Origin of the sequence: Mesorhizobium hunchu, from assembly GCF_040081975.1 — a bacterium.
GTDB lineage: Bacteria > Pseudomonadota > Alphaproteobacteria > Rhizobiales > Rhizobiaceae > Mesorhizobium > Mesorhizobium hunchu.
In genome coordinates this window covers 300,507-323,769 of the sequence record NZ_JBEBMG010000004.1, presented here as the reverse complement: position 1 = coordinate 323,769, position 23,263 = coordinate 300,507, and the positions used below count along the sequence as shown (strand labels likewise).

Sequence of the window (23,263 nt, the reverse complement as noted above, 5' to 3'; positions counted from 1 at the left end):
GTGCATGCTGTTTTTTCTTGACGAGAACGTGGCCAACACGGTCGCGGTCGTTCTTCGTAAAGCAGGTCATGAGGCCGTTTTTATTCGGGATATGATCCCCGCTGGATCGGTAGATCAACTGGTCGCCGCCTTAGCTGAAAACGAAGACGCCGTGCTTGTTAGCCACGATAAGGATTTCAAGACCATTGCGCCACGCATCCCGGATGGCCAACGCCGTCGGTTCAAAAAACTCAGCCAGTTGAAACTGGCGTGCGCGGAGCCAAAAGCTGCCGAGCGCGTCGAGCAAAACTTTCCCTTCATCGACCTTGAATCCCAACTGGCCAAAAAGCGGCACGACAAAAGGGTTATGATCCAGATCGGGAAAGGTGTGATCACCATTTTTCGGTAGGCCACATCGTTCGGGCATAGCTTCCCCCTTCGCTTACTGCCCCCACCACAAGGCGGGCCGCGAACCGGGCAGGATGCTTTCAATCACGGTATAGCCGGAGTGACCGTAACGTGGTCCCTACGCTGCCCCGCTACTGATCCGGTCAACCCAAGGTGGTGAAAACCAGATTGGCGTAGCCCCTTATTCAAGGTGCCCGGTAAATCGCTATGGCTGGCGATCGGCGCGGGCGGGTTTGTGGCTCCGGTTACCTCTCAGCTCGCATCAGCATTCGAGCGGTTGAACCTCTTTCGAGGAAAGACCCGCCGTGACTATCCGACTCAGCCTGGGAGCCGGTGACCGCGAGGGAGTTCATGCGCCGGATGATCGGAGTTGGCGGGACAACGCCCGTAAAGACCGCCGCTTTTAGCGCTTTCGCCGCAACATCTTGCCGGGAACCTCCGAGCAGACGCAAGATTTTGCGATTTCCACGCCGCGAGACGGCGATTTCGGTTGATCCGCTGTTCATAGCCTGATATTCAACCATTGAGTTTAAGGACGCCTCGCGCCCCGGTCGGATCATCCCGTCGGGGCTTTTCTTTTGCCACGGTCTGAACGTCGTCGCAACGGTTTATCGCATTTTTTTCGATATCCCTATTGCGCGCCATCGCATTTTCTGCGATATACCTCTCACACCACCACTGCATCGCCCCCGGCGAGAAGGTGAGAGAGAGGTAATCCGATGAACGCACATGCCCGCTTCTACATGGACGAGACGGCCATCACCGTCCGCCGTTCGCTTGATGACGCGATTGCGGTCTACCAGAACGAAGACACCATCATGCGGGAAAAGGCGATCGACGCCATTGCCGAGGGCCGCGCCGCGTTCTGGACGACCTCGAGCTATTCGTCGGCGATTACCGCTGATCTTCCCTATGCTCTGAATGCAGGGGTCGAGATCAACCAGGCCATCGAGAACGCCTTCCCGGCCTACAAGGCATACCGTCGTGTACCCGCGCTCGACACCATCGTCCCGCTGAACATGAAGGCTGCGCTGGCCCTGTCCGTCGCCTATTCGGCAAAGGGCATCTGGAAGGATGAGCCCGAGCTTTTGATGCGGGCTAAGCGCGATATGCGGAGGGCGGCGTGATGGACGCCTTCCTGAAAGCCGCCTGCGAAGTGCATGGCCTGACCGCTCTGACGGTGACGTACATCGCCAACAATAGCGCGCCGTTTTCCTCATTCCCGCACAGGGGCGAAGAATGTGGCTCCGGTTCCGGCGCCACCGTCGAGGCCGCTCTCGTCGAAGGGATTGCCGACCTCAACCGTCGCTTCCCTGTCATCGCCAGCAAGGAAAGGGCCCCGTGATGTGTAACGCCTGCGGAAATGTCTGCTGCGGATCCGACGAGTTCGGCGGTTGCGGCTGTGACGGCTGCGAGGAGCCGGGATGCTGGTCGGACGATAGCGATTTCGATGACTACGGCGACGAGTACGACTTCTGCTCCTGCCGCAAGCCGTCGTCTTTCGGGTGCGTCGAGATTTCGGAGGGCCGAACCAATGTCTGACGCCTTCTGGAATTGGCTCGCCTCCCGCCCCTCTCGCATCCACTGGTTTGTTCTCGCCTGCGGTCTGGTGGCTGCGGCGGTTGGAGGGCCGGTGTGATGGCTGACAAGACGCAATATCTAGGCACCCGCGTGATGCGGTTCCTTGAAGGTCTGTCATCCCCCAGCAATGGTACGGCTAGTCTGATCCTAGACCTGTGGCGCGCTCATCAGGAACTCGTAGACCTGTTGAGGGAGGTAAACCGGTTCGGAGTTGGCATTAACGTGACCGGATCGGAACGGGTTGATGATCTCCGCCGCCAAATCGCCTCTCGTATTGACCGCGAAGACGCAATGGCCATCGATGCGCTGCTCGACGCCTGCAATGCAGGGGAGGCCGACTGATGCCAGATACTCCCGTCAGCGTACTGTTCGCGGAAGTCCTGCAATGGGCCGAAGCCAACGGAGCGCCCGGATTCCCGCCGCCTGACGGCCTTTGGCGCGGGGAAACTGACGAATGGAAGGTCGAATTCAACCTGAACTTCCAAGAGTACGCGGGGCTTCCTTACGCTTGCGCCCGTCTGATCAACAAGCGCTACCCATACAGAGCGATCCTCTCGCCATTCGACGGGTGCGTGATCGGCGCGGACGAGGACAATATGATCGCGCATTTCCGTGGCGCTCGTAAGGCTCGGGAAGGCGGCACCCCATGATCCCCGTCGACCACGCCGACGAAATCGCCAACGTCCGCATGAGCCAGATGCAGCGGGAGGCCCGCGAACTCTGGCGGCCGACCCGCGACGACCAAATGGCCGCGATTGAGATTTTGCTCGCGTCCAGCATCCCGACAGAACTGCGCACCGCCTTGCGGGAGCGTGAACTCACACTCTCAATTCGGAGGGCAGCATAGTGGACCGCATCGAGCCCGATCGCTTTCAATCCGTCGGCGCCGTCATGGGCAATCTGGTCGATGGCTTGCGCGCCGAGAACATCTATCGTGGTGGCAAAATCACCGATAAGGGCGTCTACGCCGGCGTCGACATCGAGCGCTATCACCACGACCCTGACCTGTTCGACGGCTTTTCCATTTCATCCAGCGGCGTCCGCGCCATCCTTCGCCGGCCGCTCGAATACTGGTGGACCAGCCCATACAACCCGAACCGGGAGGAACCGGAGAGCAAACCGGCGCTCGACTTCGGCAAGGCGGCTCACATGCTCCTCTTGGGCGAGGATGGCTTTGCCGAGCGATATGCGCTTCGCCCCAAGCAGTACGAGGACGACAAGGGCAACTGGAAGCCCTGGAACGCCAATTCCAACGCCTGCAAGGAATGGCTGGAGAAAATGGCCAAGGTCGGCAAGACGGTCATCACCGAAACCGAGATCGGCCATATCCGCCACATGGCGTCCGCGCTCCAATCCAAGGAAGCGGTTCGGCTCGGTATCCTGAATGGCCGGATCGAGCGGTCGCTGTTCACCAAGCGCGACGGCATCTGGCTCAAGAGCCGGCCCGACGTCATCCCGAACGCCAGCGGCGATTTCGTGGATCTGAAAACGGCCGCCTCGGTCGATGACGAAAGCCTTTCGCGATCGATCTTCGCGCACGGCTACCATATCCAAGCCGGCTTCACCCGCATGGTTGTCCGCGACGTTCTCGGCCCCGACGCGTTCACGTCCTTCACCTTCGCCTTTGTCGAGAAGCAACCGCCCTACGACGTGCGGATCATGCAGTTGAAGGACAGCGACATCGACCTTGGCGAGCGCCAGGCAATGCGCGGACTGGCGATCCTTTCCGAGTGCATCGAGCGCGGCGAATGGCCCGGGTTCGACGGGCACGACCAGCACATTTCCTTCATCGAGATGCCGGCCTGGGCCAGCACTCGCATCAGCACGCAACTCAGCGCCGAGGCAGCCTGACATGAAAATCCGCGTCATCGACTTCGAAACCACTGGTCTGCCCGAGGATCAGGTCAAGGGCATCTGCGAAATCGGCTGGACCGACCTTTCCGACAATTGGCAGATTACCGGCCACGGTTCCTATCTGGTCAATCCCGGCCACCCGATCCCGCCTGTCACTCGCGCCGTCCACCACATTTCGGACGCCGACGTTGCCGGTGCTGTATCTCCCGATGTGGCCTGCGCCGGATTGATGAACGGCATGGAGCCCGGCGACATGTTCGCGGCCCACAATGCCAAGTTCGAGCGCGCGTTCTTCGGAGGCGGGCAGCACGAATGGATTTGCACCCTCCAGTGCGCCAAGCACCTTTTCCCTGACGCACCCGGCCATTCCAATCAGGTGCTCCGCTATTGGCTCAACGTCGACGGCGACGGCCTCGATCCTGTCGCGGCCATGCCTCCACACCGGGCCGGGCCTGACACGCTGGTTACGGCCTTCATTCTCCGCCGCCTGATCTTCGCGTCGAGCGTGGCGAAGCTCGTCGAACTGACCTCTGCGCCCGTCGTTCTCCAGACCATCACCTTCGGCAAGCACCGCGGCATGCGCTGGGCCGACCTGCCACGCGATTACCTCCAGTGGATCGCGTTCAAGTCCGAACTCGGCGTCGACGAAAAGCACACCGCCCGCACCATCCTTGGAGCCAACTGACATGAACCAGATCGCCACCCAATCCGATTCCCGCATGCTGGCCATCGAGGAGAAGATCAATCGCGACGTGTCATCGGCGATCACCGTCGGCGTCGGCGGCATCACGTTCCAGAACGCCGGCGAGGTCATGGAGTACGCCAAGATGATGGCCGTCTCCGGTTCGGCCGTGCCGAAGCATCTTCGCGGCCAGCCCGGCGCCTGCCTCGGCATCATTGACGATGCGATCCGATTCCGAACCAGCCCGTATGCGCTGGCCCGCAAGAGCTACTTCGTCAACGACAATCTGGCCTACGAGGCACAGGTCATTGCCGGCGTCATCAATGCCTTTGCGCCGTTGAAGCAGCGACCCGACATCAAGTGGACAGGCGAAGGACCGGATCGCGTCTGTATCGTCATCGCCGAGTTCAAGGACGGCGCGGTGCGCGAGGTCAAGAGCCCGAAGCTCAAGGACATCCATCCGAAGAACTCGCCGCTGTGGAAGTCGGACCCGGATCAGCAGCAATCCTACTACACGCTCCGGTCATTCGCCCGTCGGTGGTGCCCCGAGATCATTCTCGGCATCTACGACGTGGAGGAGATGCGCTTTGCCGAAATGCGAGACGTATCGCCCGAACAGCCATCGGTCATGCAGCGACTCCAAGCCCGTCAGGAAGCCCCACAGACGCGCGAAGGCTTCGACCAGTCCTTTGTGACCCGGGAGACGGCCGCGCTCACTGGTGAGGCTGCCAGCACCCAAACCGAAGACAATTCCCAATCGTCGGATAACCCTTCTCCGTCCGACGAAGGCAGCGACGGGGCCATGTCCCCCGGCCATACCGTCGCTGCCACCAATTCAGAACCCGCCGATGCGGCGGACACGGAGGAGGATGCACAGGCGTCCGAAACCTCGAAGGCTGACCATGGTGGTCAGTCAGCATCCTCCTCCGAACTATCTCCGGACGATCGCGAGTGGCTGCTTTCCGTCGCGAAACAGCTATGGGCTGCAACCGGCATCGGCGAGCAAGAGCTCGTTGCCGGGATCGCCAACGATCTTCGTAACAAGGCGCCCGAGGCGATCTCACAGGTAGCCCGCGCCAAGGCTCTCTCGATCGTCAAGCAGTGCAAGCTCGTTTGCTTCGGTGAACAGGAAGCGGCTGACACGCTGGAACTCATCGCCGGGATTGTCGGCGTCGAGACGAAGGACATCGTGTGATGGCCCGCACCGTCTCCGAATGGATCGGCAAGACCGACGACCATCGCGCCCCGCCGCGCGTCCGTCAGCGCATATTCGATGACTGCGGCGGCAAGTGCCACATCTGCGGCGTGGTGATCGTCGGCAAGAAGTGGGCGCTAGATCACCTCACGGCGCTCATTAATGGCGGCGAGAATCGGCAGTCCAATCTCAAGCCGGTCCATATCACCTGCCATGCGGTCAAGACCGCTGCCGATGTTGCCGAGAAGGCCAAGGTTGCCAAGGTGCGCGGCAAGCACATCGGCGCAATCCGTCCAAAGCAATCCATCAAGAGCGCGCCCAAGCCCGAGAAACCGGCTCCGAAGCCGATGCCGCCGCGCCGTTCTCTGTTCAAGGAGATTTCCGCATCATGACCACACTGGACCCGCGCGCACGATCGATCCCGCTAGATGCGGCTATCGCGGAAGCTGAAAAGACCGGTTTTCTCTCAATCGAGGATTTGCAGCGTCTCGCCCTATCGCAGCCCCAAGCAGGCGAACCGGTCGGGTATCTGGTGCAGGGCTTCGACGGTGGGCCGTTCTTCGCCCCTGATCGCGAACAATACGATCGGCAAGGTCATGCCGTCATTCCGGTCTACGCCTCGCCGCAGCCCGCCAATCCGGCGCAGGTGACGGATGCTATGGTGAAGCGCGCAATTAAGGCTTACCGAGACACTCCTGAATACGACCACCATATAGCGCTTAAGAATGCCATCACCGCCGCCATAGGCGCAGGCGACGAGCAGCCGTTCCATCTAGTAGAGGAGTTTGACGATGTTGGTGCTCAAATGGTGGTAGCTCCCGCCATAGGCGCAGGCTCGCCCCTTCCCGAACCGCAGATCGAGCACATGGTGCAGCAGTTTCTTCGTTGGAAACTGCCAGACGACTTCAACCCTGACGGCGGCATCCAGTTCGTCAAGCAGACGGACTACGGCCATACATTCGAGCCGGTCGGGACGAACCTGTTCGACTACAAGCAAGCGAAAGCATTGGTTCTGCACATGCTCGAAGGTTTGTCGGCCGTAGGCGCAGACGGGCAGGCGGTGGCGGAACTTCGCCAGATCGAGGAAATGCTCGACGCCGGTCAAGGTGACGATGACGGCCCGCAGATCATGCCGGATTTCGAACCGGGCATGTCTACGCTGGCTAAGGTCGAGGCCTGTCTGTTCCTGCTGGAAAAGCGCCGCGACGTGATCGAGGCTTTCGCCCATCCAGCCCCTAGCAGGCAGGCGGTGGCGGTGAAGCCGCTGGAGTGGTACGACCCAGGGAATCGGATCGAGTACGCCGATACGCTTCTAGGATCATACAAGATCAATGCCTCCGGAAGTTGGTGGCTCGACAACGGCGCGATGGAACATTGTGGCTCCCGCGAAGCCGCCAAAGCAGCCGCCCAAGCCGATTACGAGCGCCGCATCCTCTCCACCATCGCCCATCCAGTCCAGCCGGGATGGCGGGAGCCGGTGCAAGACTTGTTGGAAGCGATCGACAAGGTGCAGAGCAAGCCGTCTCGCGAAAGCATTTACGGCATCTACAATCCCAACAGCCCGATGGCGAAGAAGGTTGAGCGGGTCCGCGCCATGCTTTCCGCCGCGCCGAAGGGAGAGTGAGATGATGAAGCTGACGCGCGTCTTAAACTGGCTGAATGGCTGGCGCACTGATCTCGACGGATGGATTGTCCGAGCGCGAAGGGTGACTGACCCCGAAGAACTCCCATGCGAGATCGGCTTTGTCGAAGAAGCATGCATTGCCGTTAGAACGCATTCCGATGCGCGAAAGCTTGATCTAGCCGGCCGCCGCGCCCTTGCCGATGGAGGGCGCGATGATGGCTGACAAGATACCCGATGAGATCATGCGGGAGGCTTCTCGTATCTGGGCCGATATGGGATTTATCAACGATCGGCTCAATCAGGTTCCGGTCCTCGCCCGCACCCTCATGGCCCGTGACACCGCCGTCCGGAAAGAGTGTGCTGAGATTGCGAGGGTCTATGCTGAGGAGGTCCTTCATTCGCAGACGCGGGAGACGGCAGAGCAAATCGCCACCGCCATTGAGGCAACGATAGGAGGGCGCGATGAACAGTGCTGAACTGGTGGCGAAGCATCGGTTTGCGCCTGACCGACCGTTGGCCATGCCGACCGAGGGAAAATCCATCCAGGTGGCGTGGGACGATTTCCTCACCTTGGCCGACCGCATCGAAGCACTCGAAGCATGGAAGGCCGAGGCGATGGATGTGCTAAAGCCGTTTGCCCGGCCGCAGAACCCACAGGCTTTGCCACGGGACTTCGACGCCGCTCGCCGCTTCTACGAGAAACACAAGGGAGGTGAGTGATGGTCGATGCACCCAAAAGATACAGCATCTTCGTCCCATCTGGATACGCAGAAATCTCGGAGCGATCCGATGGAGAATGGGTTCGCCACGACGACCACGCCCGCCTCCAAGAGCAGCTAGAGGCTGTGACGCAGAGCCGAAACGAATACCGAGAGCTTGCCCACGACCGCACGAAAGCATGGACGGCAGCAGAGGCCAGAGCCGCAAGGCTGGAGGCGGCGTTGCGGCGTATCAGCGACATGTGCCCAGCCACGCAGGAAATGACTGTGGCGCACATGATGGCCGACGAAGCCGAAGCCGCCCTAGACGTGAAGGAGGCGGGGTGATGAGTTTCCAGTACTGCCTCCTTCACAAGAAGGTCTCCGCATGGGGCTGCCCGGTATGCCGTAGCGTTGAACTTCGACGCGGCATGGATGAAGCCGTTGACGCTGCAAAGAAGGCCATGCGTGAAGCATTTCATGCGGCTCGAACTGACCTCGCCAGACAGAAGGAGGGCGGGGAGGATGGCTAGCGCCCTGCGCTTCCCGATCGACCCGAGGATGGTGCCTGTGGAAAAGGTCGCCAGACGCCTCGGCGTCACTGTTGCACGCTTCGGAGAAATCCGCGAAGCGCTTGAAGCGAACGGCTTCCCTCACCCAGACCCGATCATCGGCAACTACTGTTTGCAAGCTGTGGACGCCTGGGTAGATGCGAGATCAGGATTGACGAAAGCCGGAACTGCTGTCTCCGATCCCTCCATTGCGCTGGAGAGGATACGGCAGCGGGCATGGGCAAGGTGAAGATCCGCTACTACAGCGTTTTGAAGAACGGCCGTGGCTATTGGCAGCCCACGGCCGCGATGCGCAGAGTCGGGTTCAAGCCGACGCCCTGCGGTCCTGACGGACCATCAGCATGGGCGATCGCCGAGGACTTGAACGCCGCTTGGGACGCGCGGGCAGAGCAGCCGGCGACCGTGACACCAATTCCTTCGGTGGAAACATGGCCGGCCGGTTCGGTCGGCGAAGCCTATTTGCTTTACCGCGGCACGTTGGAATGGTCGAAAAAGGCCCCTCGAACCCGCGAAGATTGGGATCGCGCCTGGCGCTATATCAAAACAACCTTCGGCGACTACCGCGCCACCGACGTCACGATGCCTATGATCTCGGAGTGGCGGCAGGCCATCGAGGAAGACATCTCTCTTCGTGAAGCCCATCGCGCATTGAAGATTTGGCGCGCGCTGTGGCGAGTGATGATCGCGCTGAAATACGCAACTGGCGAAGACCCATCGCTGGCCGTCCGCAACACGGAACCTAAAGGACGGAGCGCGACTTGGTCAGAGGGAGAGGCGGTACGGCTGATCAAGCGGGCGATTCGGGCGAAATATTTCGGCCTTGCCGCCGCCCTCGCTTGCATGTGGGATGGCGCCGCTGCGCCAGTCGATGCCCGTACATTGACTCTTGGCCAGAAGCGGGAGGACGAGAAAGGCATCTGGTTCGACATTACCAGACGCAAGACAGGTCGAGACGGCGTTCTGACCTTGTCCAAGCGATCGGAGAGGCTATTCCGCTGGTATGTGCAGAGCCAGTTCGGCGACGCCGAGCCAATGCCCAATATGGCGATCTTCCGCACCCGGCGCGGCGCTGCCTACCTGAAGAATTCATTTTCCGAGGATTTCCGGGATATTCGCAAACTGGAGTTCCCCGAGGACACTCGCGTCATGCTCGACTTCCGCCGCTCGGGCAGCGTCGAGGCAGTCGCCGGCGGCGTAAAGGACATGGCGCTTTCGGCCAAGCTCGCCAACTCGGTCAGCCAATCGAAGAAGCTCGAGCAGACCTATGTCCCGGTGCAAGTCGAGATGGTGCGCCTGGCAGATGAAGCCCGGAAAATCGGTCGAAACAGACTTCGGAAATAGGTGCTGATCCGTTCAAAGTTTCACGCTTTGTCCGTCGCTTTCTTGGCCGATCGAAAAGTCTGAACTCATTGACAGAGCACGTTATCCGTTCGGCCTGTCACGCCGGAGGTCGCGGGTTCGAGCCCCGTCACTCGCGCCATTTCTCCCGATCGATCCAGGGATATGCATCGCCGGACGTCCGGGACACCACGAAACCCAGACCCTGTCGGCGCAGTGCGCGTTCGCGCCTCCGTAGTCCGATATTTCATCCGTTTATCAACCGTGCATGGCCATTCGGGCGCCCAGTGGCTATCCGAACCATGAGCGAAACGAAGGAGGAATTGCCTTGAGGAGAACAAGCATCGCCATTGCCGTCGTGGCAGGGCTGACGGGCATCGCCCTTTCCGGCTGCGTGGATGGCGGCCCTCCCATGCATCGCGGCCCGGGTCCGATCATTAATCCGCCGATGGGCGACCATCACGACAGGCGACCTCCGAACCGCTGGGACAATAACGATCGCAGGGATCACGACGGACGCAACGACTGGAACAACCGCAATGATCGGCACGACCGCAATGATCGCGACAGGCATGATTCGAACAGGCGCGACGACTGCAAGCCGGCGAAGTGGAATAATTATTGCCGTTCCGACTGGAACAAGAGGCCATAAGGCGCCCTGCCTACAGGCGAGCGGCGCATAGAAGTCGGGATAATCGAAAAGCCGCAGGTTTTCCGGCCTGCGGCTTTTTTCGTGGGCGGCATCGGCATCGATGCACGAAACATTCTCGCGCCCACCCTCCGTTGCTCGTGGGACGTTGTGATGGTGGGATGAAAAAGGTGCGGCGTCCGCCGCGCCCTCTCTTTTAAACAAACCCACATACCGGCTTGCGCAAGGCAGGCAAAAGAAAAGCCGGGCAAGCCCGGCTTTTCGGCATGAAGGCTGAACAAAGCCTCAGTTGACCGCGTCCTTGAGGCCCTTGCCGGCGCTGAACTTCGGCACGTTGCGCGCGGGAATCTTCACCTCCGCGCCGGTCTGCGGGTTGCGGCCCGTCGAAGCGGCCCGCTTCGAGACGCCGAAATTGCCGAAGCCGACGAGGCGGACATCGCCGCCCTTCTTCAACTCGCTGGTGATCACGGAAAACACCGCATCGACCGCCGACTGAGCGTCACCCTTGGAAATCTTGGCCGCGTCGGCGACAGCGGACACCAGTTCGTTCTTGTTCATTTAAGTTTCCCTTCCATGAGAAAACCGGAATCCTCGACTCATCCGGCAGGAAACGGACTGTAGGGACAAGCGTTTCCGACACCAAGTCGAAATCGCCTTCGAAGGGCGCAAAAACCCCGGAATTGCAGGCTTTTCCACGAAAAAGCCGGGCACGAAGCCCGGCTTTTCCATTGTGCAGCGCACTATCCGCGTCGGTCAGTGCGCGAGCGACTTTCCAGCCTCGTCGCCGGCATTGGGCGGCGTGACCGGCTCGACCCATTCGATCGGCTCGGGCATGCGCACCAAGGCGTGCTGCAGCACTTCGCCGATCCGGCTCACCGGAACGATCTCCATGCCGTTCTTCACGTTGTCCGGAATATCCGCCAGGTCCTTGGCGTTGTCTTCCGGGATCAGCACCTTCTTGATGCCGCCGCGAAGCGCGGCAAGCAGCTTCTCCTTCAGGCCGCCGATCGGCAGGATACGGCCGCGCAGCGTGATCTCGCCGGTCATGGCGATATCGGCCCGCACCGGAATGCCGGTCAGCACGGAGACGATAGCCGTGGCCATCGCAGCACCCGCGGACGGACCGTCCTTCGGCGTCGCACCCTCCGGCAAGTGGACGTGGATGTCGCGCTTGTCGAAGAGCGGCGGCTCGATGCCGAAATCGATGGCCCGCGAGCGGACGTAGGATGCCGCCGCGGAGATCGATTCCTTCATCACGTCGCGCAGATTGCCGGTGACGGTCATCTTGCCCTTGCCGGGCATCATGACGCCCTCGACCGTCAGCAGTTCGCCGCCGACCTCGGTCCAGGCAAGACCCGTGACCACGCCGACCTGGTCGTCCGTCTCGGCCATGCCGAAGCGATAGCGCTGGACGCCCAGATAATCGGCCAGGTTCTCCCTGGTGATGTTCACCGACTTGGTCTTGGTCTTCAGGATCTCGGTCACCGCCTTGCGCCCGAGCTTCATCAGCTCGCGCTCGAGGCTGCGCACGCCTGCTTCACGCGTGTAGGTCTGGATGATGCCACGGATGGCGTCGTCCGAAACGGAGAACTCCTTCGGCTGCAGGGCGTGGTCGCGCACCACCTTCGGCATCAGATGCTTTTTGGCGATCTCGACCTTCTCGTCCTCGGTGTAACCCGCGATGCGGATGATCTCCATGCGGTCCATCAGAGGCCCGGGAATGTTGAGCGTGTTGGCCGTGGTGATGAACATCACGTTCGACAGGTCGTACTCGACCTCCAGATAGTGATCCATGAAGGTCGCGTTCTGTTCCGGATCGAGCACCTCCAGCAGCGCCGACGACGGATCGCCGCGGAAGTCCTGGCCCATCTTGTCGATCTCGTCGAGCAGGAAGAGCGGATTGGACTTCTTGGCCTTCTTCATCGACTGGATGACCTTGCCGGGCATCGAGCCGATATAGGTGCGCCGGTGACCGCGGATCTCGGCCTCGTCGCGCACGCCGCCGAGCGCCATGCGGATGAACTCGCGCCCCGTCGCCTTGGCGATCGACTTGCCGAGCGAGGTCTTGCCCACGCCGGGCGGTCCGACGAGGCACAGGATCGGCCCCTTGATCTTCTTCTGGCGGCTCTGCACGGCGAGATACTCGACGATGCGCTCCTTGACCTTGTCGAGACCGTAGTGGTCCGCGTCCAGCACTTCCTGGGCGTAGTTCAGGTCCTGCTTGACCTTGGAGTTCCTGCCCCACGGGATCGACAGCAACCAGTCGAGATAGTTGCGGACAACCGTGGCCTCGGCCGACATCGGCGACATGGTGCGCAGCTTCTTCAATTCGGCTTCCGCCTTCTCGCGGGCCTCCTTGGTCAGCTTCGTCTTCTTGATGCGCGCCTCCAGCTCGGCAGCCTCGTCGCGGCCGTCCTCGCCCTCGCCGAGCTCCTTCTGGATCGCCTTCATCTGCTCGTTGAGGTAGTATTCGCGCTGCGTCTTCTCCATCTGGCGTTTTACACGCGAGCGGATGCGCTTCTCGACCTGAAGAACGGAAATCTCCGCCTCCATGAAGCCCATCGCCTTCTCCAGCCGCTCCTTGACGGACAGCGTGCCGAGCATCTCCTGCTTCTCGGGAATTTTTATCGCGAGATGCGAGGCGACCGTGTCGGCAAGCTTGGAATAGTCGTCGATCTGGCTGGCAGCGCCGACCACCTCGGGCGAAATCTTCTTGTTGAGCTTGACGTAGTTCTCGAAGTCGGAGACCACCGAGCGCGCCAGCGCTTCGATCTCAACCTCTTCGTCGGTCGGCTCCTTCAACACGGAGGCGGTCGCCTCGTGGAAATCGGAACGGTCGGTAAACGCTTCGATCTTAGCGCGCGAGGCACCCTCAACCAGCACCTTGACGGTGCCGTCGGGCAGCTTGAGAAGCTGCAACACATTGGCGAGCGTGCCGACGTCGTATATCGCGGCCGGCTCGGGATCGTCGTCGGCGGCGTTCATCTGGGTGGCGAGCAGGATCTGCTTTTCCTGGCCCATGACCTCTTCCAGCGCCTTGATCGATTTCTCGCGGCCGACGAAGAGCGGCACGATCATGTGCGGGAAGACGACGATGTCGCGCAGCGGGAGGACCGCGAAGACGCCGTCAGCGGGTGACCTGGTAACTTTGGCCATTGTCCAACCTTTCTGTCGCGGCCGCTTCAGAAGCCGGCCACGAATCTCATATTAACGACCGCGGGTCGTTCCGCCTATCATCCTTTGTGACGGGGATTTGTCAGCACGGAATGCGGCCCATCGGCCTTCTGTCGTTAAGTGGATGCAAGGGGCGACGAGATCAAGGGGCGGCAGTCGGCAATGGGCAGTCGGCAGCCGCGGGAACAATCGCATCCGGTCCGACAACGCCCCGATGGCCGACTGCCCATTGCCGACTGCCTTGCCTCAGGCGCTGACCGGCCCTTTCTTTTCCTTGCTGTCTGCATAGATGTAGAGCGGGCGGGCGTTGCCGGAAACCACTTCTTCGGAGATCACCACCTCGCGCACGCCCTCCAGCGCCGGCAGCTCGAACATGGTGTCGAGCAGGATGGCTTCCATGATGGAGCGCAGCCCGCGCGCGCCGGTCTTGCGCTCGATGGCGCGCTTGGCGATGGCCGACAGCGCGTTCTCGTGGAAGGTCAGGTCGACATTCTCCATCTCGAACAGGCGCTGGTACTGCTTGACCAGCGCGTTCTTCGGCTCGGTCAGGATCGAGATCAGAGCAGCCTCGTCGAGATCCTCCAGCGTGGCGAGAACCGGCAGGCGGCCGACGAATTCGGGGATCAGGCCGAATTTCAACAGATCCTCGGGTTCGACCTGGCGGAACAGGTCGCCGGTGCGACGCTCCTCAGGCGAAGAGACGGTCGCGCCGAAGCCGATCGAGGTCTTGCGACCGCGGTCGGAGATGATCTTGTCGAGGCCGGCAAAGGCGCCGCCGCAGATGAACAGGATATTGGCCGTGTCGACCTGCAGGAATTCCTGCTGCGGGTGCTTGCGGCCGCCCTGCGGCGGCACGGAGGCGACGGTGCCTTCCATGATCTTGAGCAGCGCCTGCTGCACGCCCTCGCCCGACACGTCGCGGGTGATCGACGGATTGTCGGACTTGCGGCTGATCTTGTCGATCTCGTCGATGTAGACGATACCCCTTTGGGCACGTTCCACGTTGTAGTCGGCGGATTGCAGGAGCTTCAGGATGATGTTTTCGACATCCTCGCCGACATAGCCGGCTTCCGTCAGCGTGGTGGCGTCGGCCATGGTGAAGGGCACGTCGATGATGCGCGCCAGCGTCTGCGCCAGCAGCGTCTTGCCGCAGCCGGTCGGGCCGATCAGCAGGATGTTCGACTTCGCCAGTTCGACGTCGTTGTTCTTGCCGGCATGGGCGAGGCGCTTGTAGTGGTTGTGCACGGCCACAGACAGCACGCGCTTGGCGTAGGGCTGGCCGATCACGTAGTCGTCGAGGACGGTGAGGATTTCCTGCGGTGTCGGCACGCCCTCGCGCGACTTCACCATCGAGGTCTTGTTCTCCTCGCGGATGATGTCCATGCACAGTTCGACGCATTCGTCGCAGATGAAGACGGTGGGGCCGGCGATCAGCTTGCGCACTTCGTGCTGGCTCTTGCCGCAGAACGAGCAATAGAGCGTGTTCTTGGAGTCGCCGCCGCTGCCGCCGTTGCTAACCTTGCTCATCGTCCAGTCCTTTCATGGACATCGGCCGCGGCCGAACGCCATATCCACTATCTATCGCGGGAATCCACTTCCGCCAGCCTCCCGGCTCCCCAACGCATTCCGTACGAAACACAAATCAGAAGACGTGGCAACGATTCGCAGCTTCCCCGCTTGAAAGCTAAGCCGTCGAAAATCAACATAGGCTTAACGTAGGCGGTCCTCCGTCCGGAGGGAACAGCCAATTGTGGCGGAAATGCCGCAAATCCCCGCAAAAGTCGGGTTTGGCCCAAAGGCTGCGGACAATTCCGGTCAGGCTTGCGGCGCGACCGCCTCGGCCGCTTCGCGCGAGGAGATGACCTTGTCGATCAGGCCGAAGTCCTTGGCCTCGTCGGCGGTCATGAAATGGTCGCGGTCGAGCGTTTTCTCGATCTCGTCATAGCTCTTGCCGGTGTGCTTGACGTAGACCTCGTTGAGGCGGCGCTTCAGCTTGATGATGTCCTGGGCGTGGCGCTCGATGTCGGAGGCCTGACCCTGGAAGCCACCGGACGGCTGGTGCACCATGATGCGCGCGTTCGGCGTGGCGAAGCGCATGTCCTTGTGGCCGGCCGTCAACAGCAGCGAGCCCATCGAGGCCGCCTGGCCGATGCACAGCGTCGATACCGCCGGCTTGATGAACTGCATGGTGTCGTAAATCGCCATGCCGGAGGTGACGACGCCGCCGGGCGAATTGATGTAGAGATTGATTTCCTTCTTCGGGTTCTCGGCTTCGAGGAAGAGGAGCTGTGCGCATACCAGCGTCGCCATGCCGTCCTCGACCGGGCCGGTGATGAAGATGATGCGTTCCTTGAGAAGGCGGGAGAAGATGTCGTATGCCCGCTCGCCGCGGTTGGTCTGCTCGACGACCATCGGCACGAGGTTCATGTAGGTTTCGACAGGGTTCTTCATGGACCGTCCTTAAAAGATGGGATTCCGCAAGACGGAATCGGTTCGCAAGGTTGACCCCGTAAATAGGACGCCGGCTTGGGCTTGCGCAAGGCCGGGCGACCTAGCCAGGCGGTTAAGGTTGCCGCTTAACCGAACGCCTATCTTTACGGGAACTGGTTGCCGGCGGCGTTATCCCGACCAAGCGTGCTTGGGACGCGTCTAGACTGCTTCGGCTCTCAACCAGCGCTTCAGCCCTTCGACATCGCCGTCGCCGACCGCCTTGGCCACCCGCCGCCCGACCGCCGCGCCGAACTTGTAGCCGTGGCCGGAGCAGGCGGAGACGACCAGGCACTTGCCGTCCTCGTGCGCCATGAACTTTTCGTCCCCTGTGAAGGTGTAGGCGCATGTCACAACTTCGGTGACGCGATAATCCTCGATGCGGGCGATCGGCGGCGAAAACAGATTGCGGATCGCCTCGCCCTCGCCTTCCACCGGCTCGCGGCTCCAGTCGGCGTCGGAAGTCTCGACCTTGTGGAGCCCGGAGCCGAACTTCATGCCGGCGCCTCTTGTCAACGGGATCATGTAGCCGTCGGTCTTGCCGCCGACGTCGAGGATGACCGGCGCGGTCTCCCACGCGGCCTTCAGGTCGGCGGGCGGGTCGACATAGGCGAGCGCGGTGCGGTAGGTGGTGAGCTCGCCGCCCAGTTCGGGAAACAGTTTCAGCACCCAGGCGCCCGCGGTGACGACGACGCGGTCGGCCTGCATGGTCGAACCGTCGGCCAGCGTGATCGACCCTCCCTCGCAGTCGACCGAAGTCACCTTGCTGTTTTCGTAGACATTGGCGCCGTGCGCGCGCAGCCAGCCGAGCAGCCCGGCGGCGATGCGGCGGCAATGCAGAGCGCCACCCTCGGTCGAGAAATAGGCGTAGCGGAAGGTGCCGGTGTCGAGGAACGGCCAACGGGCGACCGCCGCGTCCGGATCGACCATCTCGAAGGGAAAGCCGCCTTCGGCCAGCCCGTCGCGCATCTGCTCGGCCTCGTCGCCTTCCTCGCGCGAGACGCACAGGAAGCCGCGCGGATCGAGATGGTTTTCGCCGAGATCGGCCCATAGCTCGTCCCACGCCTCATAGGCTTCGGTGATAAGGCGCGCATAGCCACCCGCCTTGCCATAGGCGCGGCGGATGATGCGGTGGTGGTCGCCGGACGCCGCCAGCGGGTTGGGGATCGGTCCCTGCTCTACCAACGTAACGTCGTGACCGGCCTTGACCAGCGACCATGCGGTTGAGAGGCCGGCAATGCCGGCGCCGACGACGATCACGTTCATGCTTTTTCTTTCCCGGGTTGGCCCAATCTGTCCCGCTCTGCGCGCCAACATACGGTCTGGAACGACACCGGCAAGGCGCGCTAGTGATCCAGCATGAGTGAAACCATCCCGCCACCGCCCTATCTCAGCTTCAATCGCGAGACCCGCCGCCTCGGCCTCGACCCGCGCGAGCCGCGTTTCCATCAGGACCCTTACGAGGCCTATCGCTGGCTGCACGCGCAGGACGGCGTCTTCTTCTGGGAGGAATTCGGCCTGTGGTGCGTGGGCCGCTTCGACCAGGTCAACGCCCTGTTGCGCGACAGGACGTTCGGCCGGCAGAACCCCGCCGGTATTCCCGACAGCCGCGGCATCGACCACGACCGCACGCATCTCACCGCTTTCGACGCGGTGGAGGCGCATTCGCTGCTCGAACTCGAACCGCCCGTGCACACGCGGCTGCGGACGCTGGTCAACCGCGCCTTCGTCTCGCGCCAGGTCGAACGGCTGAGGCCGCGCGTCGAGGCGCTGGCCAACGACCTGATCGACCGCTTCGCTGCCGGCGAGCCGTTCGACCTCATCCCGGCCTATGCGACGCCGCTGCCGATCACCATCATCGCCGAGATGCTGGGCGTTCCGGTGGAGATGGGGCCGCAATTGCTCGACTGGTCGCATGCGATGGTGGCGATGTACACGCTGGGGCGGACCCGCGCGACCGAGGCCGCCGCCGACAGCGCCGCGCGCGCCTTCTCCGATTTCCTGCGCGACTATATCGGCGAGCGCCGCCGGCGGCCCGGCGACGATCTGCTTTCGGTCCTGATCGCGGCGCAGGAGGGCGACCAGAAGCTGTCGGAAGACGAACTCGTCTCGTCCGTCATCCTGCTGCTTAACGCCGGCCATGAGGCGACCGTGCACCAGACGGGCAATGCCGTGCGCGCGATCATGGCGCAGGGCGGCGACCCGCGCCGCTTCTTTACCACGCCGGAGGCGACGGCGGCCACGGTGGAGGAGTGCCTGCGCTTCGACGCGCCGCTGCACATGTTCACGCGCTATGCCTATCGGGAAGCGAAACTGGCGGACGGCGTCACGGTGAAAGCCGGTGAACAGATCGGTCTGTTGCTCGGCATGACCAACCGCGATCCCGCCGCCTTCGCCGAAGCGGACGCCTTCGACCCCGGTCGCGACGATATGAAGAACGTCTCGTTCGGAGCGGGCATCCACTTCTGCATCGGCGCGCCGCTTGCCCGGCTCGAATTGCAGGTGTCGCTGAAAACGCTTTTCGACCGGCTGCCTGGCCTGCGGCTGGCGGAGGCGCCGCGTTTCCGCGACACCTACCATTTCCACGGGCTGGAGGCGCTCGTCGTCATGTGACGCGGCGTCGGATCGGGACCGGCGTCGCTACAGCCTTATGACATATTCCTTGCGAGTCGTTTCAACGACTTCCCAGCTTCCCTTGAAGCCGGGCCTGAGAACGAAGCTGTCGCCGGCCTTTACCGTTCGGGCCTCGCCGCCCTCCTCGGCGATCACCGAGACGCCGGACAGGATGTGGCAGAACTCCCATTCGTCATATTCGATGCGCCATTTGCCGGACGTCGCTTCCCAGACGCCAGCATAGAGGCCGCCGTCGCGCTCCTCGACGTTCCAGGTCCGGAACTTCGGATTGCCAGCAATGACCCGATCCGGCGCCGGAGCGCCCTCCTCCGGCTCGATACCGGCGATGTCGATCTTCAGGAAACGTGGGTCGGCCATGAAAGAAGGTTCCGGTTGCGGCGGAGCCTTCTCATGCCATGCGGTTCAGGCTTTCACCAGCGCCTGGTCAAGATCGGCGATGATGTCGGCGACGTCCTCGATGCCGACGGAAAGCCGCACCACCTCCGGCCCGGCACCGGCGGCGACCCGCTGCTCGTCGGAAAGCTGCCGGTGCGTGGTGGATGCCGGATGGATGACCAGCGACTTGGTGTCGCCGATATTGGCGAGGTGCGAGAACAGTTCCAGCGCCTCGACGAACTTGATGCCGGACTCGTAGCCGCCCTTCAGGCCGAAGGTGAACACCGATCCCGCGCCCTTGGGCGAATAGCGCTGCTGCAAGGCATGGTTCTTGTCGTCCGGCAGGCCTGGATAGGACACCCAGGCAACCTTGGGGTGCTTCGCCAGCCATTCGGCGACCGCCTGGGCATTGTCCGAATGGCGCTGCATCCTGAGCGGCAGGGTTTCCAGGCCGGTCAGGATCATGAAGGCGTTGAAGGGCGAGATCGCCGGGCCGAGGTCGCGCAGGCCGAGCACCCGCGCGGCGATCGCGAAGGCGAAATTGCCGAAGGTCTCGTGCAGCACCATGCCGCCGTAGTCGGCGCGCGGTTCGGACAGCAACGGATACTTGCCCGACTTCGACCAGTCGAAGGTGCCTCCGTCGACTATGATGCCGCCGATCGAATTGCCGTGGCCGCCGATGAACTTGGTCAGCGAGTGCACCACGATGTCGGCGCCGTGCTCGATAGGCCGCACCAGATAGGGCGAGGCCAGCGTGTTGTCGACGACCAGCGGCAAGCCGTGCTTTCGAGCGACTTCGGCGATCTTCTCGATATCTACGAACTCGCCGCCGGGATTGGCCAGGCTTTCGATGTGGATCGCCTTGGTGCGCTCATCGATCAGTTTGTTGAAGCTCGACGGATCGTTGACGTCAGCCCAGCGCACATCCCAGCCGAAGCTCTGGAAAGACGAACCGAACTGGTTGATCGTGCCGCCATAAAGCTTGCGCGCGGCGACGAAGTTGTCGCCCGGGCTCATCAGTGTGTGGAAGACCAGAAGGTGCGCGGCCTGACCCGAAGCCGTGGCGAGCGCCGCCGTGCCGCCTTCGAGGGCCGCGAGGCGCTCCTCCAGCACCGCTTGGGTGGGATTCATGATGCGGGTATAGATGTTACCGAACGCCTTGAGGCCGAACAGCGAGGCGGCGTGATCGGCGTTGTCGAAAACGAACGACGTCGTCTGATAGATCGGCGTGGCGCGCGCGCCGGTTGCGGGATCCGGCTTGGCTCCGGCATGGACGGCGAGGGTATTGAAGCCTGGTGCGCGCTGGTTCATCAAAAATCTCCCTTAGCCCGGCACGGAATTCGCGGCGCATTGTTGGCCAAGGCAGGCCGGGTTTGCAAAGGATAAAATTTCCCGAAACCGAATATTCGGGCGCCCGGAGAGCCCGCATCCCGTTCATCCGCGAAAATTCCGCCCACCCGGCTATTTCTGCCTGATGCCGAAGCTCTGGAAGCCTTGCCGCATGATCGGGCGTTTCGAGGAAATGACACCCGAGGACACGCCGGTCCAGCCGATCTCCCCCGACAGGCGACCGTATTCGATCTTGGGGCAGCGGTTCATCACCACCTTGATGCCCGCCGCTTCGGCCTTCGCAGCCGCCTCGTCGTTGCGCACGGTCAACTGCATCCAGATCACCTTGGGAAGCGGGTCGAGCTCCAGCGCCTCGTCGACGATGCCCGGCACGGCGGCGGACGCACGGAAGATGTCAACCATGTCGATAGGCGCCGCGACGTCCGCCAGCTTCGCATAGACCATGCGCCCGAGGATTTCCCTGCCGGCATGGCCGGGATTGATCGGGAACACATCGAACCCCTTGGAAAGCAGGTATTTCAGCACGAAGAAGCTGGGACGCACCTCGTTGGCGGAAGCGCCGACCATGGCAACGGTCTTCACCGAATTCAGGATGCCGGCGATATAGGCGTTGTCGTAGGCGTCGTGGTTCATGCCGGCCTTCTGCGATAGTGATAGCGGTAGAGTTCACGGCCGAAGCCGAGCGACGCGTAGAGGGCACGGGCGGGCGCGTTGTCCATCTGCACCTGCAGACAGGTCGCCTGCGCCCCCTGACCGCGCGACCATGCGATCAATGTGTGCAATGTCTTGCGCGCCAGCCCCAGTCCCCTGAATTCGGCATCGGTCGCCACGCCCTCCACCGCCAGTAGCCCGTCTGCCACGACGCCATAGGCGATCGAGGCTGCCGTGCCGTCGGCACAGGTTGCGGCAAAGACTTTCGGCAGGGCGACGGCGCGTAGCATCGCGACATAGGCCGCATGATCGGCAGGTACGTCGCCACTGGTCCGCAATCGAACGGCCAGCCAGTCCTCCGTCGGGACAGCCATGAGGACAGTATCGGAACTTGCGGCAACACCTTGTTCCAACGATTTGAAAAGCGTCGTCGTCAGGCCTTCCGCGCCATAGCCGAGGCGATCCAGTTCAGGCTCCATCTCGCCGGCGATCGTCGTCACGCGGAAAAGCGGCACCTGCCGGCAGGCATCGTAGAACGCTTCGCCGCGCGCGACAGCAGCAGGGGGATCGCCGCGCCGGCCCCGCAACGGGTTGACGCAGTTCGCCTGCCGCATCCGGCCGCCGCTGCGGCCCATCGCCCAGCCCTCGACGACGTCGCGATGCAATGCCGGGCGGGCGCCTGTGCACAGCGCCTCGACGCGCCAGTTCAGATCGTCGTCATTCATTCGGGACAGTCATTCGGGTAGTGAGATGCGGCCTTCGGCATCGATCGGGAAATCGGGATTGTGGGCGACTTCCCAAAGATTGTCCTCCGGATCGGCGAAATAGCCGTACCATCCGCCCCAGAAGGCGTTGCGCCGGCTTGACGATACGGCCGCCGGCCTTCTCGGCCTCGGCCAGCACCGCGTCCACTTCCGCGTCGGAGCGCGTATTATGGGCGAGGTAAACGCGCGGTGGCGCGGTACCGAAAGCCAAGCCGGAATCCTCTTCGGCGCTCCTGCGCGGAAACAGCCCGAGGATAGATCCTCCCATCTGGAAGAAGGCGACCCCGTCCTTGATGCGATGACGCACCAACCCCATCGCTTCGTAGAAGGCGGCCATGCGGTCGAGATCGTTAACGGCGATGGTGACGATGGAGATGCGGGGTTCCATCACTCCCCTTTCCACTCCGGCTTACGCTTGCCGACAAAGGCGCCGATGCCTTCCTCCGCGTCGCGCGCCAGCATGTTGTCGACCATGACGCGGGCGGTGTAGTCGTAGGCATCCGCCAGACCCATTTCGACCTGTTTGTAGAACGCCTCCTTGCCGATCTTCAGCGTCAAAGGCGATTTGGACGCAATGGTTTCGGCGTATTTATTCACAACCTGATTCAAATATTCGCGCGGTACGACGCGGTTGACGAGGCCGAACTCCTTGGCGGTGGCGGCGTCGATCGTCTCGCCGGTGAGCAGCATCTCCATCGCCTGCTTGCGGCTGGCGTTGCGCGACAGCGCCACCATCGGCGTCGAGCAGAACAGGCCGATATGCACGCCCGGCGTGCAGAAGGTCGCCTCGTGGGAAGCAACCGCCAGATCGCATGTCGCGACCAGTTGCAGGCCGGCGGCCGTGGCCAGTCCGTCAACCTCGGCGATCACAGGTTTGGGACACGCGACGATCGCCTGCATCAGCGCCGAGCAATCTGCGAAGGTGCGCTCGAAGAAAGCCCTGCCCCGGTCGGCGTCGGCCCGATGCGCGGTCAACTCCTTGAGGTCGTGACCGGCGCAGAACACCTTGCCGGATGCGGCGATGACGACGACGCGCACGGAAGCATCTTCGCCGGCGCGCTCGATCTCCGCCTTCAGCGCCGCCATCATGGCCAGTGACAGCGCATTGGCTGGCGGACTTGCCAGCGTCAGGCGCAATGTCGAGCCGTCCCGGGCGACGGCGACGGGCCCGGCGGGAAGCGGCAGGGTCCCTTCCTGTCGCTTCATGGCAACCACGTCCGCCATTTCCTTCCTCCAACCGCAATGCAT

Annotated in this window: 29 protein-coding genes and 1 pseudogene; 19 read left to right on the top strand and 11 right to left on the bottom strand. The window is 62.4% G+C overall.

What is annotated here, in order from left to right:
* The first annotated feature begins 4 nt into the window (after positions 1–4).
* From ABMA46_RS10115 to ABMA46_RS10030, 18 genes are all read left to right on the top strand, one after another.
* Positions 5–388, top strand: a complete 384-nt coding sequence (locus ABMA46_RS10115) for a DUF5615 family PIN-like protein (RefSeq protein ID WP_348999208.1) — start codon at positions 5–7, stop codon at positions 386–388.
* Positions 389–1,106: 718 nt separating this feature from the next.
* Positions 1,107–1,514: a hypothetical protein gene (locus tag ABMA46_RS10110; protein ID WP_348999207.1), complete on the top strand. Its 408-nt coding sequence runs from the start codon at positions 1,107–1,109 to the stop codon at positions 1,512–1,514.
* On the top strand, positions 1,511–1,732 hold the full coding sequence (locus ABMA46_RS10105) for a hypothetical protein (protein WP_348999206.1): 222 nt from the start codon (positions 1,511–1,513) through the stop codon (positions 1,730–1,732). Before ABMA46_RS10110 ends, ABMA46_RS10105 begins: the two co-directional genes overlap by 4 nt.
* A 293-nt stretch (positions 1,733–2,025) precedes the next feature.
* Complete coding sequence (locus ABMA46_RS10100) at positions 2,026–2,310, top strand: hypothetical protein (protein ID WP_348999205.1); 285 nt, start codon at positions 2,026–2,028, stop codon at positions 2,308–2,310.
* On the top strand, positions 2,310–2,618 hold the full coding sequence (locus ABMA46_RS10095; RefSeq protein ID WP_348999204.1) for a hypothetical protein: 309 nt from the start codon (positions 2,310–2,312) through the stop codon (positions 2,616–2,618). Before ABMA46_RS10100 ends, ABMA46_RS10095 begins: the two co-directional genes overlap by 1 nt.
* On the top strand, positions 2,615–2,815 hold the full coding sequence (locus tag ABMA46_RS10090) for a hypothetical protein (protein ID WP_348999203.1): 201 nt from the start codon (positions 2,615–2,617) through the stop codon (positions 2,813–2,815). Before ABMA46_RS10095 ends, ABMA46_RS10090 begins: the two co-directional genes overlap by 4 nt.
* Positions 2,815–3,819: a PD-(D/E)XK nuclease-like domain-containing protein gene (locus tag ABMA46_RS10085; protein ID WP_348999202.1), complete on the top strand. Its 1,005-nt coding sequence runs from the start codon at positions 2,815–2,817 to the stop codon at positions 3,817–3,819. The genes ABMA46_RS10090 and ABMA46_RS10085 overlap by 1 nt, the downstream gene beginning before the upstream one ends.
* Position 3,820: 1 nt before the next feature.
* The gene (locus ABMA46_RS10080; RefSeq protein ID WP_348999201.1) at positions 3,821–4,507 is read left to right on the top strand and encodes an exonuclease domain-containing protein; all 687 of its coding nucleotides are present in this window, start codon (positions 3,821–3,823) and stop codon (positions 4,505–4,507) included.
* A 1-nt stretch (position 4,508) separates the two neighbouring features.
* Complete coding sequence (locus tag ABMA46_RS10075) at positions 4,509–5,699, top strand: recombinase RecT (RefSeq protein ID WP_348999200.1); 1,191 nt, start codon at positions 4,509–4,511, stop codon at positions 5,697–5,699.
* Entirely contained in the window at positions 5,699–6,091 is a 393-nt protein-coding gene (locus ABMA46_RS10070) for an HNH endonuclease (RefSeq protein ID WP_348999199.1), read from the top strand. Before ABMA46_RS10075 ends, ABMA46_RS10070 begins: the two co-directional genes overlap by 1 nt.
* Positions 6,088–7,323 (top strand): hypothetical protein, encoded by a 1,236-nt coding sequence (locus ABMA46_RS10065; RefSeq protein ID WP_348999198.1) that lies wholly within the window; start codon positions 6,088–6,090, stop codon positions 7,321–7,323. The genes ABMA46_RS10070 and ABMA46_RS10065 overlap by 4 nt, the downstream gene beginning before the upstream one ends.
* Position 7,324: 1 nt before the next feature.
* A complete protein-coding gene (locus ABMA46_RS10060) occupies positions 7,325–7,546 on the top strand; it encodes a hypothetical protein (RefSeq protein WP_348999197.1) in 222 nt (73 codons plus the stop codon).
* Positions 7,536–7,799 carry a hypothetical protein gene (locus ABMA46_RS10055; RefSeq protein ID WP_348999196.1) on the top strand — a complete coding sequence of 88 codons (264 nt, stop codon included), beginning with the start codon at positions 7,536–7,538 and terminating at the stop codon, positions 7,797–7,799. The genes ABMA46_RS10060 and ABMA46_RS10055 overlap by 11 nt, the downstream gene beginning before the upstream one ends.
* On the top strand, positions 7,786–8,043 hold the full coding sequence (locus ABMA46_RS10050; protein WP_348999195.1) for a hypothetical protein: 258 nt from the start codon (positions 7,786–7,788) through the stop codon (positions 8,041–8,043). Before ABMA46_RS10055 ends, ABMA46_RS10050 begins: the two co-directional genes overlap by 14 nt.
* Positions 8,043–8,369 (top strand): hypothetical protein, encoded by a 327-nt coding sequence (locus ABMA46_RS10045; RefSeq protein ID WP_348999194.1) that lies wholly within the window; start codon positions 8,043–8,045, stop codon positions 8,367–8,369. The genes ABMA46_RS10050 and ABMA46_RS10045 overlap by 1 nt, the downstream gene beginning before the upstream one ends.
* Positions 8,370–8,546: 177 nt before the next feature.
* Positions 8,547–8,822, top strand: coding sequence for a hypothetical protein (locus ABMA46_RS10040; protein ID WP_348999193.1), 276 nt, complete (start codon positions 8,547–8,549; stop codon positions 8,820–8,822).
* Positions 8,810–9,934, top strand: a complete 1,125-nt coding sequence (locus tag ABMA46_RS10035) for a hypothetical protein (RefSeq protein ID WP_348999192.1) — start codon at positions 8,810–8,812, stop codon at positions 9,932–9,934. Before ABMA46_RS10040 ends, ABMA46_RS10035 begins: the two co-directional genes overlap by 13 nt.
* A 265-nt stretch (positions 9,935–10,199) precedes the next feature.
* Entirely contained in the window at positions 10,200–10,583 is a 384-nt protein-coding gene (locus ABMA46_RS10030; RefSeq protein ID WP_348999191.1) for a hypothetical protein, read from the top strand.
* A gap of 282 nt (positions 10,584–10,865) precedes the next feature.
* On the opposite strand, the gene ABMA46_RS10025 is transcribed toward ABMA46_RS10030, so the two are convergent.
* The 5 genes from ABMA46_RS10025 to ABMA46_RS10005 form a co-directional block, all read right to left on the bottom strand.
* Positions 10,866–11,138 carry an HU family DNA-binding protein gene (locus ABMA46_RS10025; protein WP_348999190.1) on the bottom strand — a complete coding sequence of 91 codons (273 nt, stop codon included), beginning with the start codon at positions 11,136–11,138 and terminating at the stop codon, positions 10,866–10,868.
* Positions 11,139–11,333: 195 nt separating this feature from the next.
* A complete protein-coding gene (lon, locus tag ABMA46_RS10020) occupies positions 11,334–13,736 on the bottom strand; it encodes an endopeptidase La (RefSeq protein WP_348999189.1) in 2,403 nt (800 codons plus the stop codon).
* A gap of 264 nt (positions 13,737–14,000) precedes the next feature.
* A complete protein-coding gene (clpX, locus tag ABMA46_RS10015; protein ID WP_348999188.1) occupies positions 14,001–15,281 on the bottom strand; it encodes an ATP-dependent Clp protease ATP-binding subunit ClpX in 1,281 nt (426 codons plus the stop codon).
* A 288-nt stretch (positions 15,282–15,569) separates the two neighbouring features.
* Positions 15,570–16,205, bottom strand: coding sequence for an ATP-dependent Clp endopeptidase proteolytic subunit ClpP (gene clpP / locus ABMA46_RS10010; RefSeq protein ID WP_348999187.1), 636 nt, complete (start codon positions 16,203–16,205; stop codon positions 15,570–15,572).
* Between the two features lie 198 nt (positions 16,206–16,403).
* The gene (locus tag ABMA46_RS10005; protein WP_348999186.1) at positions 16,404–17,507 is read right to left on the bottom strand and encodes an NAD(P)/FAD-dependent oxidoreductase; all 1,104 of its coding nucleotides are present in this window, start codon (positions 17,505–17,507) and stop codon (positions 16,404–16,406) included.
* Between the two features lie 93 nt (positions 17,508–17,600).
* Between ABMA46_RS10005 and ABMA46_RS10000 the strand changes: the two genes are divergently transcribed.
* Positions 17,601–18,854, top strand: a complete 1,254-nt coding sequence (locus ABMA46_RS10000) for a cytochrome P450 (RefSeq protein ID WP_348999185.1) — start codon at positions 17,601–17,603, stop codon at positions 18,852–18,854.
* A 27-nt stretch (positions 18,855–18,881) separates the two neighbouring features.
* Here the strand turns inward: ABMA46_RS10000 and ABMA46_RS09995 are convergent, their stop codons facing one another.
* The 6 genes and pseudogenes from ABMA46_RS09995 to ABMA46_RS09970 form a co-directional block, all read right to left on the bottom strand.
* Entirely contained in the window at positions 18,882–19,232 is a 351-nt protein-coding gene (locus ABMA46_RS09995; RefSeq protein WP_348999184.1) for a cupin domain-containing protein, read from the bottom strand.
* A gap of 45 nt (positions 19,233–19,277) precedes the next feature.
* Positions 19,278–20,561 (bottom strand): O-acetylhomoserine aminocarboxypropyltransferase, encoded by a 1,284-nt coding sequence (locus tag ABMA46_RS09990; RefSeq protein ID WP_348999183.1) that lies wholly within the window; start codon positions 20,559–20,561, stop codon positions 19,278–19,280.
* A 150-nt stretch (positions 20,562–20,711) separates the two neighbouring features.
* The gene (locus ABMA46_RS09985; RefSeq protein WP_348999182.1) at positions 20,712–21,233 is read right to left on the bottom strand and encodes a CoA-binding protein; all 522 of its coding nucleotides are present in this window, start codon (positions 21,231–21,233) and stop codon (positions 20,712–20,714) included.
* Complete coding sequence (locus ABMA46_RS09980) at positions 21,230–21,976, bottom strand: GNAT family N-acetyltransferase (RefSeq protein WP_348999181.1); 747 nt, start codon at positions 21,974–21,976, stop codon at positions 21,230–21,232. The genes ABMA46_RS09985 and ABMA46_RS09980 overlap by 4 nt, the downstream gene beginning before the upstream one ends.
* Before the next feature lie 9 nt (positions 21,977–21,985).
* A pseudogene (locus ABMA46_RS09975) lies at positions 21,986–22,403 on the bottom strand (VOC family protein).
* The gene (locus tag ABMA46_RS09970) at positions 22,403–23,239 is read right to left on the bottom strand and encodes an enoyl-CoA hydratase (protein WP_348999180.1); all 837 of its coding nucleotides are present in this window, start codon (positions 23,237–23,239) and stop codon (positions 22,403–22,405) included. The pseudogene ABMA46_RS09975 and the gene ABMA46_RS09970 overlap by 1 nt, the downstream one beginning before the upstream one ends.
* Between the last annotated feature and the right edge of the window lie 24 nt (positions 23,240–23,263).

Bases quoted from the DNA above. Each gene is read 5' to 3' on its own strand.
- ABMA46_RS10115 (WP_348999208.1), top strand. From the start codon at position 5: ATGCTGTTTTTTCTTGACGAGAACGTGGCCAACACGGTCGCGGTCGTT.
- ABMA46_RS10110 (WP_348999207.1), top strand. From the start codon at position 1,107: ATGAACGCACATGCCCGCTTCTACATGGACGAGACGGCCATCACCGTC.
- ABMA46_RS10100 (WP_348999205.1), top strand. From the start codon at position 2,026: ATGGCTGACAAGACGCAATATCTAGGCACCCGCGTGATGCGGTTCCTT.
- ABMA46_RS10095 (WP_348999204.1), top strand. From the start codon at position 2,310: ATGCCAGATACTCCCGTCAGCGTACTGTTCGCGGAAGTCCTGCAATGG.
- ABMA46_RS10090 (WP_348999203.1), top strand. From the start codon at position 2,615: ATGATCCCCGTCGACCACGCCGACGAAATCGCCAACGTCCGCATGAGC.
- ABMA46_RS10080 (WP_348999201.1), top strand. From the start codon at position 3,821: ATGAAAATCCGCGTCATCGACTTCGAAACCACTGGTCTGCCCGAGGAT.
- ABMA46_RS10075 (WP_348999200.1), top strand. From the start codon at position 4,509: ATGAACCAGATCGCCACCCAATCCGATTCCCGCATGCTGGCCATCGAG.
- ABMA46_RS10070 (WP_348999199.1), top strand. From the start codon at position 5,699: ATGGCCCGCACCGTCTCCGAATGGATCGGCAAGACCGACGACCATCGC.
- ABMA46_RS10065 (WP_348999198.1), top strand. From the start codon at position 6,088: ATGACCACACTGGACCCGCGCGCACGATCGATCCCGCTAGATGCGGCT.
- ABMA46_RS10060 (WP_348999197.1), top strand. From the start codon at position 7,325: ATGATGAAGCTGACGCGCGTCTTAAACTGGCTGAATGGCTGGCGCACT.
- ABMA46_RS10055 (WP_348999196.1), top strand. From the start codon at position 7,536: ATGATGGCTGACAAGATACCCGATGAGATCATGCGGGAGGCTTCTCGT.
- ABMA46_RS10050 (WP_348999195.1), top strand. From the start codon at position 7,786: ATGAACAGTGCTGAACTGGTGGCGAAGCATCGGTTTGCGCCTGACCGA.
- ABMA46_RS10045 (WP_348999194.1), top strand. From the start codon at position 8,043: ATGGTCGATGCACCCAAAAGATACAGCATCTTCGTCCCATCTGGATAC.
- ABMA46_RS10040 (WP_348999193.1), top strand. From the start codon at position 8,547: ATGGCTAGCGCCCTGCGCTTCCCGATCGACCCGAGGATGGTGCCTGTG.
- ABMA46_RS10035 (WP_348999192.1), top strand. From the start codon at position 8,810: ATGGGCAAGGTGAAGATCCGCTACTACAGCGTTTTGAAGAACGGCCGT.
- ABMA46_RS10030 (WP_348999191.1), top strand. From the start codon at position 10,200: ATGGCCATTCGGGCGCCCAGTGGCTATCCGAACCATGAGCGAAACGAA.
- ABMA46_RS10025 (WP_348999190.1), bottom strand. From the start codon at position 11,138: ATGAACAAGAACGAACTGGTGTCCGCTGTCGCCGACGCGGCCAAGATT.
- lon (WP_348999189.1), bottom strand. From the start codon at position 13,736: ATGGCCAAAGTTACCAGGTCACCCGCTGACGGCGTCTTCGCGGTCCTC.
- clpX (WP_348999188.1), bottom strand. From the start codon at position 15,281: ATGAGCAAGGTTAGCAACGGCGGCAGCGGCGGCGACTCCAAGAACACG.
- clpP (WP_348999187.1), bottom strand. From the start codon at position 16,205: ATGAAGAACCCTGTCGAAACCTACATGAACCTCGTGCCGATGGTCGTC.
- ABMA46_RS10005 (WP_348999186.1), bottom strand. From the start codon at position 17,507: ATGAACGTGATCGTCGTCGGCGCCGGCATTGCCGGCCTCTCAACCGCA.
- ABMA46_RS10000 (WP_348999185.1), top strand. From the start codon at position 17,601: ATGAGTGAAACCATCCCGCCACCGCCCTATCTCAGCTTCAATCGCGAG.
- ABMA46_RS09995 (WP_348999184.1), bottom strand. From the start codon at position 19,232: ATGGCCGACCCACGTTTCCTGAAGATCGACATCGCCGGTATCGAGCCG.
- ABMA46_RS09990 (WP_348999183.1), bottom strand. From the start codon at position 20,561: ATGAACCAGCGCGCACCAGGCTTCAATACCCTCGCCGTCCATGCCGGA.
- ABMA46_RS09985 (WP_348999182.1), bottom strand. From the start codon at position 21,233: ATGAACCACGACGCCTACGACAACGCCTATATCGCCGGCATCCTGAAT.
- ABMA46_RS09980 (WP_348999181.1), bottom strand. From the start codon at position 21,976: ATGAATGACGACGATCTGAACTGGCGCGTCGAGGCGCTGTGCACAGGC.
- ABMA46_RS09970 (WP_348999180.1), bottom strand. From the start codon at position 23,239: ATGGCGGACGTGGTTGCCATGAAGCGACAGGAAGGGACCCTGCCGCTT.